6 protein-coding genes are annotated in these 14,413 nt (G+C 47.9%); 4 read left to right on the top strand and 2 right to left on the bottom strand.

The features are described from left to right. The 4 genes from crtB (at position 1) to JGK11_RS02075 (ending at position 6,104) form a co-directional block, all read left to right on the top strand. The gene (crtB, locus tag JGK11_RS02090) at positions 1 to 876 is read left to right on the top strand and encodes a cyanoexosortase B (protein WP_293174229.1); all 876 of its coding nucleotides are present in this window, start codon (positions 1 to 3) and stop codon (positions 874 to 876) included. Next, complete coding sequence (locus JGK11_RS02085; RefSeq protein WP_293174232.1) at positions 876 to 1,586, top strand: cyanoexosortase B system-associated protein; 711 nt, start codon at positions 876 to 878, stop codon at positions 1,584 to 1,586. Before crtB ends, JGK11_RS02085 begins: the two co-directional genes overlap by 1 nt. A gap of 131 nt (positions 1,587 to 1,717) precedes the next feature. After that, positions 1,718 to 3,301 carry a polysaccharide biosynthesis/export family protein gene (locus JGK11_RS02080; protein WP_293174235.1) on the top strand — a complete coding sequence of 528 codons (1,584 nt, stop codon included), beginning with the start codon at positions 1,718 to 1,720 and terminating at the stop codon, positions 3,299 to 3,301. 505 nt (positions 3,302 to 3,806) lie between these two features. After that, entirely contained in the window at positions 3,807 to 6,104 is a 2,298-nt protein-coding gene (locus tag JGK11_RS02075) for a tyrosine-protein kinase domain-containing protein (protein ID WP_293197912.1), read from the top strand. Between the two features lie 971 nt (positions 6,105 to 7,075). Here the strand turns inward: JGK11_RS02075 and JGK11_RS02070 are convergent. Further along, positions 7,076 to 11,890, bottom strand: a complete 4,815-nt coding sequence (locus JGK11_RS02070) for a Calx-beta domain-containing protein (protein ID WP_293210406.1) — start codon at positions 11,888 to 11,890, stop codon at positions 7,076 to 7,078. A gap of 759 nt (positions 11,891 to 12,649) precedes the next feature. Continuing rightward, complete coding sequence (locus JGK11_RS02065; protein WP_293210404.1) at positions 12,650 to 14,176, bottom strand: AAA family ATPase; 1,527 nt, start codon at positions 14,174 to 14,176, stop codon at positions 12,650 to 12,652. Between the last annotated feature and the right edge of the window lie 237 nt (positions 14,177 to 14,413).

The following is a 14,413-nucleotide window of genomic DNA, read 5'->3' as shown; positions in this document are numbered from 1 at the left end:
ATGCAAATCCAGCGCCGAATTCGCATTGTTCTCAAGCGATACCTCATGGGGGAAGGTATCACGGTACTCCTAGTGCTGCTTTACGCCCCCCTGCTAGTACACTGGTACGACGGCTGGTTCAACAAAAACATCAGCATCGAACACGAATATTTCAGCCACGGAATAATTGGTTTACCCTACGCCGCTTATATTGCTTGGACAAACCGAAACTGCTGGCGGCGCTTAGGCGACTCGCCACATCCTTTGGGAAGCTTTTTGCTGTTAATAGCAACGCTTTTTTATCTGAGTCGCTTAAGCGATTTGGTGAATTTATCTCTACCACTAATGCTAGCCAGTATTTGCTTGTCTTTAAAAGGATTTTCCGGCTTAAAATTGCAAGCAATGCCGCTTTTGTTCGTATTTTTTGCCTCGCCAAATCACATTCCTTACCTCATAGAACCCTACGCCTTGCCGTTACAGCACTTCATTGCTCAAGTATCAGGCTGGATCTTAATTAAAGTCGGTCTGAACGTGAGAATCGAAGAAATTTATCTGTACGTAAACGATCGCATTGTCGAAGTCGCCCCTCACTGTGCAGGCTTAAAAATGCTGTTTACCAGTCTTTATGTCAGCTTAATTTTGATAGATTGGACGGGAGTTTGGAGTTCCCAAAAAAGAAGCATTTTGTTTTTAGTGGCCACATCTATCATTAGCATCACTTCCAACATTCTCCGCAACACTTTGCTGACTTACTTTCACGGAACCGACAGAGAGAGACTTTTTACTTGGTTGCACGCCGGATGGGGCGGAGACTTGTATTCTGCTTGTATACTAGGCTTATTGGTACTTCTCATCAACGGGATGGAAAAGTATTTCCCAAGCCAGCCTGCCGATTAATGAAACAAATGATTTCAGCACGGAAACTACTGCGGCGCTACCAAGTATCTAAAATTGTGGTACTGGTGTTTTTGCTGGTACTGGTTGCGGGAGTAGCAATTCCTGGCTACGCGACGGGAAGGTGGCCTTGGACAAATCCGCCAACAGTTACAAACCTCAAGCAGTTAAAAAGTTTGCGCCAACACGGGATGACACTTCCTGACTGGGAGGTGATCCGCATCCAGAATAACCTTCAAATTGGCGGACACAGATGGTTAGTTGAAGAAATTAAAAATCATCAAACAATTGCCATTTTATTGCTAATGCCTCAAAATTCCCCCAAAAACCAGCCGCAAGTAGAATGGCTAGATATTGATGGATTTCACCGGTGGCAAACAGATTCTCATCGCACTTTGAGGTTTACAGTTAAATTAGCGCCAACATCCGACAAGCCCTCACCTACTATCGAGACGAGGTTTTTCCGAAGCTGGACTTCTCAACAAACTTTTGCTGTCGTGCAGTGGTACGCTTGGCCTAATGGGGGTTCTCCAGCAACCAGCCGCTGGTTTTGGGAAGATAGCATTGCGAGGCTGTCGAACCGCCGCGCCTCTTGGGTTGCTGTCAGTATCATAGTTCCCATCCAACCGCAGGGCGATATTAAGATAGTTGAACCGCTGCTGGAATCTCTGGGCCAAAGTGTTCAGACTCAATTAATGGCAGAAATTTTCTGAGTTTAATCAAGAGGGCGATTGAAATCGCTTCTACACAAACAAAGACCGCCTCCGCGGGCTAGAAGAATCAAGAGGAAAAGTTAAACGAATTTGGTATCAAGAGTAGATATTTATAGTTGAGAATTGCGGAGATGAAACTTAAAAAACAGCGAAACATTGAAAATATTACCCTTTTTTATTATTTCAAAATGCCGGATAAATTCATAATTAGAAATCGCGTCGCTTTTTCCTTGGCTGGCCTGTATTCAAGTGCTTGGACTCTATCTTTCGCTGCTGTATTGTGGGGCTTTAACGGCAAGGTTTTTTCAGAAACGGCTTTAGCCCAATCTGTTGTTCCTAGTTCTGAGCGACTTGTGCCGCCACAGCCACTGCGCGTACCGCCACCGCCACCTACTAATTTCAACAGGGAAATTAACCCAGCTTTTCGGAATCGGCCGTACCGCCTGGGCCCGGGAGACCAGATTTCCGTTCAAGTTCAGCGCTTTCCAGAGCTAAATTTTACGGGTGCAATCAGCCCTGAAGGGGTAATTGTACTGCCGCTAATCGGCACAGTAAATGTGCGCGGCCTTACCGTCGAAGAAGCACAGCAGCGCCTCCGCGAGCGCTTTACTCAATTTATCAAAAATCCTCAAGTCTCGGCTGCTTTGCTCGTTCAGCGCCCGGTAGTGGTGACGGTGACGGGGGAAGTGGCCAGGCCTGGTTTTTATCCGCTGCAAACTCCGCAGCTTCCGGCGGCTTTGGCTGCTGCTGCTGGGACGACTCCGACGGCTGAACTGCGGGCGGTGCGGGTGCGGCGGACTTTGCCGGGTGGTGCTGTGGCTGAGCAAGTTGTTGATATTTTGACGCCGCTGCAAACTGGTATTGCTCCGCCGGATTTGCGTTTGGAAGATGGAGATGCGATCGTCGTACCGTATAAACAGGTTACAGCCGATCGCAAGTCCGATCGAGATTTAGCATCCAGATACAGCCTAGCCGCTGCCGCTGTCCCCGTTCAAATCACAGTCACCGGAGAAGTCAGCAAACCTGGTTTTTACACGCTTCCGGCGGGTTCAGGTCGAATTTCCGCCGCTTTGACGATTGCGGGGGGAGTCACGGGAAAAGCCGATTTACGAGCCGTGCGAGTGCGACGGACGCTGGTGGATGGCTCCTCGGTGGAGCAACCCCTCGACCTCTACACTCCCTTAGCAAAGGCTAACGATTTGTTTGATTTTCCTTTGGCCTCGGGAGATGTGATTGTCATCCCAGAATTGGACGCTAGTATCAAAAACCTAGACTACGACAAAGCTTTGGTGGCGCGTTCTACGCTGATGAAGCCCAAGATCTACGTTCGAGTTTTGAGTTACGCTAGTGGTAGTTTGACCTCGTTTTACCTAGAAAATGGCAGCAAGTTTTTGGATGCTATCAACAACTTGCCTGTGAATCTGGCTGATTTGCGGAAAATGGCCTTGATCCGGTTCGACCAAAAGCAAGGTAGAGCAATCAACCGCAAGATAGATGCAAAAGCTGCTTTGGAGGGCAATGTTTCTCAGAACCCGATGCTGGAAGATAATGATGTGATTGTGATTGGTCGGAATCTGGTAGAGCGTATTGGTTATGTTCTCAATACCTTTACTCGACCATTCCGGGATACTTTGGGATTTATTCTGTTTTTTGAGCAGTTGAGAAATGGGGTAAACAATCTGTTTGGGCCATCCAACAACAATAATAATAGGTAGTTAGTGGTTAGTTGTTAGTGGTTAGTTGTTAGTGGTTAGTTGTTAGTTGTTGTTAGTTGTTGGTTGTTGGTTGTTAGTTGGTAGGGGCTGTACCCCGTGCCAGCCCTCAGTTGTAAGTTGTCAGTTGTCATTAGTCAGCAGTGCTGTCCCCGATCGCAAAAATCAGTCATTGGTCATTGGTCATTCAGTAGGTTGTTACACATAAACACGCTTAGGGAGAGGCGGTTTTGTACTCGTAAACTCGCTTCTATCAAAGACTGTTAGCTAAACCCGCCGAGACAAGATACTACAGCGGTTCTCAAAAAAATGAGGTATGCCCTGTTTGCCCAATGCCCTGTTGGCCCAATGCCCTGTTTGCCCTGTTTGCCAATGCCCTATTATGCACGTCTGGTACCTCAGATGGGAGCTCAAAAGGCTATAGTTTTTTTTCCATCACCTACTTAGTTAGGATTTATAGTTAGCAATTCTTCAATCTAAAATCTAAAATCTAAAATCTAAAATAGTTATGACTTTATCAGTTGTCAAACGTTATTTGATTGCTTTTGACCAATACAAGTGGGTGGGACTAGCCACTCTTGCGGTGACTGTGGGCGTGTCCGGAGTAGTTGCCGTGCAGCCAAATCAGGCGCCGGTTTACGTTGCTAAAGGTACGCTGGCCTACAGCAAGCCGACCGTGATTTTTTCATCAACCACTACCAAGATTCAACAGGAAGGACAAGAAATAACTAAAGATAAGTTGCTCAATCAACAGGTCATCCAAGCAGCCGCCAAAAAACTCATTAAAGCAGAAAACAAATTAAATAAACAAGCAGCAGAACTAAATTCAGAAGAATTGAACGAAAAAGTAAAAATATTGACTAAAAAGCTGAAAGACGGCGTGGAGATCAAGATGCCGACCAAGAGTAATGACCCCAGTGCTTTGATTCAAGTATCGTACAAAAATGCCGATCGCCAAAAAGCAGAAAAGCGAGCAGAGGCGTTGATGAACGAAATGGTGATTTACAGCGAAAATTCTAATAATTTCAGCGTCCGAAAAACGATCGCCCAAATTAACCAACGCTTGCCGAAAGTAACTCAGGAACTCAGAGAGGTGGAAGCAAAACTTGAATCCTACGAAAAACGAGAAGAAACTTCTATTTTAGCAGTTCAGAGCGGTACTTTGCCGCAAGCGATTATCGCCACCGAACAGCAGCAGCGGCAACTCCGGGTGCAGTTGGGAGCAATAGTAGCTCAAATTAAAAGCTTGCAGGAACGCTTGGGATTGAATGGAGAGCAAGCTTACGTGGCTCAAGCACTGTCTGCCGATCCAATTATTGCACAACTGCGAGTGCAACTGTTTTCGATCGAATCTCAGCTCAAAATTCTGCGTAGCGACTTGCAGGAGGAACACCCGAAAATTGTGGAATTGCTCAAACAAAAACAAGCTTTTGAGCAGCAGTTACAGCAGCGACAATCGGAGGTGCTCGGGGGGAACGGGGTGGCGGCTCCACTCAGAAGTGCCGATCGAATTCGGATAGACTCTTCTTTAGACCCGGCGAGACAGCAGCTAGCTCAAAGTTTGATTGCTTTACAAACGCAGCGGGATGTGGTGCAAGAACAACTCAAAGGAGTAGAGAACACTGAACGACAATTGCGCCAGGAATACGCGAAAATCCCCAACAAGCAGTTAGAACAAGCGCGGTTAGCCCAGCAAGTGGCGCTGAAAAAAGCTCTCTACGATAAGATGCAGGCGGCTTTGGTAGATGCTGAGGCGGCGAGAGCTGAGACAACGGGGAGTTTGACAGTCGCCCAGCCTCCCAAAATTGATGACGTTCCGCCAAACAAGAAAGGTTTGCCGGTGATGCTGGCGGTGGGCGGATTTGTGGGATTGCTGCTGGGCGGCGGGTTCATATTTTTGTTGGGAATGCTCAACGGGAAGTTTTACAGTTGGGAAGAAGTGCGGGCGGCTTTGGTGGAAAAAGAGGTGCCAATACTGGCTGTTTTGCCTGAAGTGATTGTGTTTGATTCCTATGGGGAGGAGATGCCGCTGGCTTTGGAACCCAATTCGCCTTATTTAGAGTTTTACGAGCGGTTGCGGACTAATTTACGCCGAATTGGCGAAAAGCCTGTAAAAGTGGTGTTGCTGACTTCGGCGGCGCCTTTGGAGGGAAAGAGTTTTAGTGCTTACAATTTGGCAATTGCGTCGGCTCGATCGGGTAAACGGACTTTGTTAATTGAAGCAGATTTGCGATCGGGTTCTAATGTGGAATCTTTGAAAATAGCTGCGGATCCTCTGGCGGCGGTGGAACCTTTGCACTATTACGGCAATATGAGCGAGTGCGTTTTGTTGGTTCCAGAGGTAGAGAACCTATATGTCGTGCCGAGTCCGGGCAGTTTGCGGCAGGCTTCGGCGGTACTGGAATCGAGCGAAATGCGGAGGTTGTTTGAGGATGTTCGCAATCGCTTTGATTTTGTGGTAGTGGATTCTCCGGCGTTGAGCGAGTGCAACGACGCGCTGACGCTGGAACCCTATACGGACGGTATAATTTTGGTGGCGCGGGCTGGTTATACTCTGGCTAGTATGTTGTCTGAGGCTGCGGATCAGTTGGTGGAATCTGATGATGAGGATTCGCACAAATCGGGGCCGCGGCTGTTGGGGGCGATTATTAATGGTGCTGATATTGCGGTGAAGTACCGCAATGATATTGATGAATTCGAGTTGCCTTTGAGTGCTGTGAGCGATGGGGCGATCGAAGTGCGATCGAGGCAATTACCGCAGCAGTCAAAGTCAAAAAACAAAGCTATTAATAGTAAATTCAACTAATTTTACATTCGATAGCATCTCAGTTGTGCAGAGGTACGTAGTTGCGCTTCAGCGCTCCTGGCATTTAAGGTACGTAGTTGCGCTTCAGCGCTCTTTAAAAAACAGGTACGTAGTTGCGCTTCAGCGCTCTTGGCCTCTACGGTACGTAGTTGAGTTAGGATCGCAAATTAAATAACTTACAATTTTAATTATTATTGTGGGATGGGCGTCCCGCCCGTCTTTCCGGGACGGGCGGGACGCCCATCCCACTTTCAAGAGTGGAAGTTATTTAATTGTGATTCCTTAGCTAGAGGGTTCGCATCCCAACTACATACCGTAGAGGTACGTAGTTGCGCTTCAGCGCTCCTGGCATTTAAGGTACGTAGTTGCGCTTCAGCGCTCCTGGCATTTAAGGTACGTAGTTGCGCTTCAGCGCTCTTGGCATTTAAGGTACGTAGTTGCGCTTTAGCGATCTTGGCATTTAAGGTACGTAGTTGAGTTAGCTAGAGAGCTCGCATCCCAACTACATACCGTAGAGGCACATAATTGGGCTTGGACCCTCTTTTGATTAAAACCCACTAACGCAAATTGCTATTGATACTCCCCAGCCCGCTCCGGGACGGGGATTCTTGAAGAGTCCAGATACGAACTTTCAAGGGCGAAATCAAAGCGCCCCTACCCGCTCAGCTTAAATAAATCTAAGCTTTGCGTATACTTTTAGCTTTCTATGCTTTCGGAGTCCATCACTAATGCCAAAGATACGGTACGCTCAACAACCTGCCATTATTTGCCCTTTAACTGTTCCGAATCGAAGTCGGATATGTCCGTTGCCTGGATTTCTCAGAACTAGGATGTCTCAACACGTAGATGGTTATTCTTACTTACTGTTCCATTGTATCACAAATACTGAAGGCGGTTGAAACCGCCACCGACTTATCCCCGTGTCGGTAGCCCGGGGCCGGGCGGGCTCGTCCTTCGGTCAAAAGAGCTACTTAGGCAAATTGGTTGTTCAACGCAACGAAACCAGGATTAAGCTTCGAGTCTGTGAGTGAATTCAACCAGCTATCGGCGACACCGAAGTTGGAGACTGAGTTGGAATTAATCCCGACATTAGAGGCTCCGATTCCGCCACCCAGTAGCTCGTCGGCGATAGATTTGTTCACCAAATCTGCTCTTCCCTGCGCCGGAGCCCCAGACAAGCTGGAAGTCTTTCGCAGGCCACCGTTGAGTAGCTCGTCGTTTGTCAAAGTGAGACTACTTGCCGTTCTATTCCCAAATTCTGAGTCATTATCGACGATCGTCAGAACGGCGCTACTTTGGGTTCCAATCGTGGCGCCTGTCGGGTTAACCAAACTTAAATTGACAGTTTCGTCAAGCGGAACGAAAAAGCCATCCGGGAAAAGGTCATCGATAATGGGAATAGTGATGGTTTTGGGTGTTGAATCCCGATTGGCAAAATTGACAGCGATCAAACCATTGCTGTAATCAGCAGGGGCTGTAGCAGTACCATCGGTCAAGTTGACAAAAGCTGAGACTGCACCGAGATCGCTGCCAGTGCGAGTGACTGTCACTGCTGCAACGGGCGTTCCATCTTCGTTGACACTGAAGAAAGGGGCACTAAATTGCAGGGTGCTGTCATTGTCTACGATCGTCGTAATGGCTGTGCTTTGCCCTCCAATCGTCGCATTTCCTGTCGGGTTGACCAAACTTAAATTGATAGTTTCGTTTGGCTCCACCAAAGTGTCGTTGACAATGGGAAGATTGACGATCTTGGGTGTAGAATCCCCAGCGGCAAAATTGACAGCGATCGGAGTATTGGCGTAGTCACCAGGGGCGATCGCAGTTCTATTAGTGAGGTTCACAGTAGCTGAAACTGCGTCAGCACTACTACCAGTGCGAGTGACTGTCACGGCTGCGATCGGTACGCCATCTTCTCTGATCCTGAAGGTAGGGGCGCTAAATTGGAGGGTGCTGTCATTGTCAATGATGTCGAAAGTGGCGGTACTTTGGGTGCCAATCGTGGCATTGCCTGTCGGGCTGCCCAAAGTTAAGGTGAGATTTTCGGTAGGCTCTACCAAGGTGTCGTTGACAATGGGAATGCTGACTGTTTTGGGTATGGTGTCCCCAGCGCCAAAATTGACCAAGATCGGAGTATTGGCGTAGTCAGCAGGGGCTGTAGCAGTTCCATCTGCCAAACTGACGGTGGCTGAGACTGCACCGGTACTAACACCAGTGCGAGTAACTGTCACGACTGCAACGGGTGTTCCATCTTCATTGGTGCTAAAGGTAGGGGAACTAAATTGCAGGCTGCTGTCATTCTCTGCGATGTCCAAAATGGCGGTACCTTGGGTGCCAATGGTGGCATTGCCTGTCGGGCTAACCAAACTTAAATTGATTGTTTCGTTACCCTCCACCAAAAGGTCGTTGACGATCGGAATATCGATCGTCTTGGGTGTGTTGTCCCCATCAGCAAAATTGACAAGGATCGGAGTACCGGTGTAGTCAGCAGGGGTTGTAGCAGTACCATCAGCCAAGTTGACGCTGGCTGAGACTGCACCAATATTACTGCCAGTGCGAGTGACTGTCACGGCTGCGATCGGTACGCCATCTTCTCTAACCCTGAAGGTAGGATCGCTAAATTGTAGGGTGCTGTCATTGTCTAAGATGTTCAAAGTGGCGGTACTTTGGTTGCCAATAGTGGCATTGCCTGTCGGGCCAACCAAACTTAAATTGACTGTTTCGGTACCCTCTACCAAAGCGTCGTTGACAATGGGAATGGTGACGACTTTGGGTGTAGAGTCCCCAGCGGCAAAATTGACAGGAATCGGAGTACCGGTGTAATCACCAGGGGCGATCGCAGTACCGTTGGTCAAATTCACGTTGGCTGAGACTGCACCAGCACTACTGCCATTACGAATGACTGTCACTGCTGCAACGGGCGTTCCATCTTCGTTGACGCCAAAGGTAGGGGAACTAAATTGCAGGCTGCTGTCATTGTCTACGATGTTGACAGTGGCTGTGCTTTGGGTGCCAATGGTGGTATTGCCTGTCGGGCTACCCAAAGTTAAACGGACAGTTTCGTTACCTTCTACCAGAGTGTCATTGACGATCGGAATATTGACCGTTTTGGGTGTGGTGTCGCCAGCGGCAAAATTGACAGCGATCGGAGTATTGGCGTAGTCACCAGGGGCGATCGCAGTACCATCGGCCAAGCTGACGGTGGCTGACACAGCACCAGCACTACTGCCAGTGCGAGTGACTGTCACGGTTGTGATGGGGGTTCCATCTTCGTTGACACTGAAGCTGGAGCCACTGAATTGCAGGCTGCTGTCATTGTCTAGGATGTTCAAACTGGCGGTACCTTGCGTTCCAATTGTCGCACCGCCTGTCGGGTTAACCAAACTTAAGTTGACTGTTTCGGTACCCTCTACCAAGGTGTCGTTGACGATCGGAATATTGATCGTCTTGGGTGCAGAATCGCCAGCACCAAAATTGACCAGGATGGGACTATTGTTGTAATCAGCAGGGGCTGTAGCACTACCATTGGCTAGGTTCACAGTAGCTGAAACTGCTGCGGTATTGCTACCAGTGCGAGTGACTGTCACGGCTGCGCTTGTTGTCCCATCTTCGTTGACACTAAAGGTAGGAGCACTAAATTGCAGAGTGTTCGCAGGGGCAGTGTCATTGTCTATGATGTTGAAAGTGGCTGTACTTTGCGTCCCGATTGTGGCATTGCCTGTCGGGCTACCCAAAGTTAAGCGGATATTTTCGGTACCCTCTACCAAAGTGTCGTTGACGATCGGAATATTGACGACTTTGGATGTGGAGTCGCCAGCGGCAAAATTCACCAGGATCGGAGTATTGCCGTAGTCACCAGGGGCTGTAGCAGTACCATCGGCCAAGCTGACAGTGGCTGAGACTGCACCAGAGGCTACACCTGTGCGAGTGACTGTCACTGCTGCAATGGCCGTCCCATCTTCGTTGGCGCTGAAGACAGGAGCACTAAATTGCAGGCTGCTGTCATTGTCTGCGATGTCCAAACGGGCGGTACCTTGCGTTCCAATCGTCGCACCACCTGTCGGGTTAACCAAACTTAAATTGACTGTTTCGGTAGCTTCGAGCAAAGTATCGTTGACGATCGGAATATTGATCGTCTTGGGTGCAGAATCGCCAGCGGCAAAATTGACCAGGATGGGAGCATTGTTGTAGTCAGCAGGGGCTGTAGCAGTACCATTGGCCAAGTTGAGGCTGGCTGAAACTGCTGCGGTACTGCTACCAGTGCGAGTGACTGTCACGGCTGCGATCGGTACGCCATCTTCTCTAACCCTGAAGGTAGGAGCACTAAATTGCAGAGTGCTCGCAGGGGCAGTGTCATTGTCTACGATGCTCAAAGTCGCAGTACCTTGTGTCCCAATCGTCGCACCACCTGTCGGGCTGCCCAAAGTTAACTTGACTGTTTCGGTACCTTCCACCAAAGTGTCATCGACAATGGGAATGGTAATAGTCTTGGATGCAGAATCACCAGCGGCAAAATTGACCAGGATGGGAGCATTGTTGTAATCACCAGGGGCTGTAGCAGTACCATTGGCTAGGTTCACAGTAGCTGAAACTGCTGCGGTATTACTGCCAGTACGAGTGACTGTCACGGCTGCAACGGCCGTGCCATTTTCGTTAACACTAAAGGTAGGAGCACTAAATTGCAGGGTGCTCGGAGGGAGAGTGTCATTGTCTATGATGCTCAAAGTGGCAGTGCCTTGCGTCCCAATCGTTGCACCACCTGTAGGGCTGCCCAAAGTTAACTTGACTGTTTCGGTACCTTCCACCAAGGTGTCATCGACAATGGGAATGGTAATAGTCTTGGGTGCTGTGTCCCCAGCGGCAAAATTGACAGGGATGGCAGCATTGTTGTAATCACCAGGCGCTGTTGCAGTTCCATTGGTCAAGTTCACAGTAGCTGAAACTGCGCCCTCGCTACCACCCGTGCGCGTCACGGTTACGGCTGCAACCGCTGTCCCGTTTTCGTTGACGCTGAAGGTTGGGGCACTAAACTGAAGGCTAGGCTGATTTGCCGTGCCTTGATAGTCAATCTTCCGCACCAGGTAGTCGGAACTATCGTCTTTGAAAGAGGTGGCGGTGTAGGCAGCGGTGGGGCTATCGTAGGGTTTGGCGGAGAACCGCAGTTCGTCAAAAGCAGTGTTGGTGAGAGGCTTGGCTTCTATCTTGAATTGGAAACTGCCATCGGTGCGATCGCCAGTGAAAGTCACTCCATCTGCACCCGCAGTAATCGCTTTTGGAGCGATCGGAGCGTTGAGACGAGTGATCGTAAAATTGCTGGCCGGTACCAGAGTCCCATTATTAAAGATTTGTAGCAAACCAACTTCATTACCTTGATCGCCAACTCCTGGGCTAGTTTTGGGACCCAAGGTGCTAAGGTCGATCGTGGCGCTAGTGATATTTTGGTTATCTGCCCATTTCAGCTTCAGCGCCTGAGATTGATTTGTGTTGGGATTATAGTTGATTTCCGCTCTAATTTTAGTGGTGTCGGTGAACCAACCATCATAGGAAGATGGGACACCAATACCAGGGCTACTGCCATAACTCAACCAGCTTTTAGGATTTTCATTAGTTGGTAAGGTGAGATTGGCGATCGCTTGAGGATTAAGGTAATCAGTTTCCACGCCATCAAAAGCTATCCCAGACAGTTTGATACCTTGATTCTGGGCAGCAGTCGGCCATTTTGTAATTAGGTCATTGACGCTGGTGAAATTAGTGGGTTGACCCAAAGAACCATTCAATGGAGTAGGCATAGCTTCTGTTTTGATAGTAATTAACGATTAAAAGTGACTGAAAACCAGAGAGTTTGGCTTTCTTTATAGTTATCGGTCACGATATGAAGTGTTTCATCGTCAATTACTGCGATCCGGATAAATTTCCGATAAATTTTTCAGCAATGCAAATAGCGGGTTTTCCACATACGTAGAGGAGAGTTTAAATAATTGTCAAGATACGTGAATTTACGTATAATAATTATCAAAATATGTGAAGGTGTAGTTGGACGGCAGCGGTGTTCTCTCTGGACTCTGAAGGTGAATACCGTTGGATTAAAGTTTTTTATCATTGCGAGGAACAAATTATTTGTAGGGTGCGTCAAAGTAAAGATCGTATCCAAAAAATATCGAAAATCTCACAGCTACGCACACCCGCGACAATATTTGAGCCAACAAACCCAAAAATTGTTTGGTAGCAATACTTTTAAAAATTGCTATTAAAAGATGAGGTACGTTGTTGGGCTTCAGCCCTTCTTGGCTTAAGTGGTGATATAAGCTGTCAGTTATACCTCATCTTTTTGAGAAAGGCTATATATATTTGAATCGTTGAGCGTGCGAGCGTCTCGCTCACGATTCAGGCCGCGAGCGAGACGCTCGCACTACATAATTCCGATGCAACCGGAAATGATATAAAAACAATACGCTTGGGTTAGAGGTTGTCCGAAGAGAGGAACGATTGGCGAAAACTAACATTCCTCGCAATGACCGAAATAGGTTACTAATCCCTAAAATCGCGTACTATCTAACACCCCGTGCAAACCAGCGCCGCATCAACTCAACCTGAAAACAATAACCATCACCAACTTCCTCAATCAACTCCCGTTGCAGAAGCAAACCGACAGCATCAAAATCATCAGTAAACTCTTGCAAAATAGTTTCCCGGCTCACGATTTCCCCTTCCCCTTGTGCAGCCAAAAACTGCAAAATAGCTAATCCTGCCGCATCTACTTGATTGTTTTGAATATCGGCAAAGACGAAACTGCCAACACTTAAAGCTGCTGGGATTGCTGCTTCGATATCAGCTAAAGTTGCCAGTCGGCGGATAGAGGGGTCTTGCTCGTTTTTGAGGGCGACAATTTCAGCGCAGAGGAGTTGTATTAGGAAAGGGTGACAGCGCGTGAGTTGCAAAACTCGATCGACCGCATTCGGTTCGTAGCGCAGGGTAAAATCTTGGACGGGTTGCTCAATTAGTTGACGCGCTTCAAGTTCCTTCAAATAGCTGATATGAATGACTTGGACATTGATTAAATAGCTGGCCCAACGCTGAAATTCTTCTATTGTATGACTGCCAGCTAGCATTACTTTGAATCGGGGACGATGTTGAATTAGGTGACGCAACATTCCCAAAACATCTTGCTCGTCGAAACGTCCTTTTCTGATGGCATCATCTAGCGCCTCGAATTCATCTAAGGCAAGCAGGGCAATATTTTGTGCTAGGGCTGCTTCTACTTTGTCCAGCCATTCATCAAAGCGGGTGAAAGGGTCATCTTGCAGTGTTTCGCGATCGAGAGATGGGAGAGTTAACGCGCTTTGGCGCTTCGCTGAGTTTGTCATACTCCTAGCGATATTGTAGAGAAACCCAGCAGAATCACTTGCTGATGAAACTGGGCTTTGCAAGTCTACAAACATGGGAATAATATTGCTCGGTAGCAAGCGTCCAAGGTTGTTGAGTAGGGAAGTTTTGCCCATGCGCCGTTGACCGTACAGTAGCAAGGGTGGGCGGCGGCGGTCTAGGAGTAATTGCTCGATGCGCGTGCCGATATCAGTACGCCCGGTGAAGATTTCCTGCTGTTCTGTCAGGGGTACGCCGATGATATAAGGGCTGTCAATTTCTTGGCGAAGTTCGACTGCTTCTGCTAGTTCTCGTATATGGTTGGTGACTATTTCCGACCAATTGGTAGCAATGGGGCGAAAACGAACAGAATATTTATCGCTGCTGCGGGTGAATTCTCGTATTAAATTGTTTAATTTTTCTGCTACCGAACTGAGAGCTAAACGCTGGTTGTAAGGACTTTTCTGGTTGAGGGCTGCATCTACGTCTTGGCTGATATAACTGAAGCTACTGAGTATGGTGCTGACTTGACTGTTTGGTTCGCCGATCGATATACTGCGGTGAGCGTTACTTATGGCTGTTACGTCTGCACAGATTTCTAGCCTTTGTACATCCTGTTTAATCTTTGTTAGCCGATCGGACGATCGCCGATAGCTAGTATATCCAAAAAATATAAGTAAAAATGCACAAATGAGTGCAAATACATAAAACATTAAAATATGAGCTGGCAATAAATTAATGCAGCTCGCTAAAATTGCTGTGTTAGATTTGCGTTAGGGAAAAAGAGAATAGAGTGCCCAGTACCTTTAGACTCTGGACACCCACGCTCCCCCTGAACATTACCGTTAAGCTACCGTTCAGAAGCTTTGATTAAACTTTTGAACAATTGGAGAGCTAAATGGCTAATTTTTATCGACCACTGTTAATTGTTGCAGTGGTGATTTGCGCCA

The sequence above is a fragment of the Microcoleus sp. PH2017_34_RAT_O_A genome, from assembly GCF_020737885.1.
GTDB lineage: Bacteria > Cyanobacteriota > Cyanobacteriia > Cyanobacteriales > Microcoleaceae > Microcoleus.
Note: the sequence above shows the minus strand (reverse complement) of the source record. Positions and strands in the feature narration are given on the sequence as shown.

Bases quoted from the DNA above. Each gene is read 5' to 3' on its own strand.
- JGK11_RS02085 (WP_293174232.1), top strand. From the start codon at position 876: ATGAAACAAATGATTTCAGCACGGAAACTACTGCGGCGCTACCAAGTA.
- JGK11_RS02075 (WP_293197912.1), top strand. From the start codon at position 3,807: ATGACTTTATCAGTTGTCAAACGTTATTTGATTGCTTTTGACCAATAC.
- JGK11_RS02065 (WP_293210404.1), bottom strand. From the start codon at position 14,176: ATGTTTTATGTATTTGCACTCATTTGTGCATTTTTACTTATATTTTTT.
- JGK11_RS02070 (WP_293210406.1), bottom strand. From the start codon at position 11,890: ATGCCTACTCCATTGAATGGTTCTTTGGGTCAACCCACTAATTTCACC.
- JGK11_RS02080 (WP_293174235.1), top strand. From the start codon at position 1,718: ATGAAACTTAAAAAACAGCGAAACATTGAAAATATTACCCTTTTTTAT.
- crtB (WP_293174229.1), top strand. From the start codon at position 1: ATGCAAATCCAGCGCCGAATTCGCATTGTTCTCAAGCGATACCTCATG.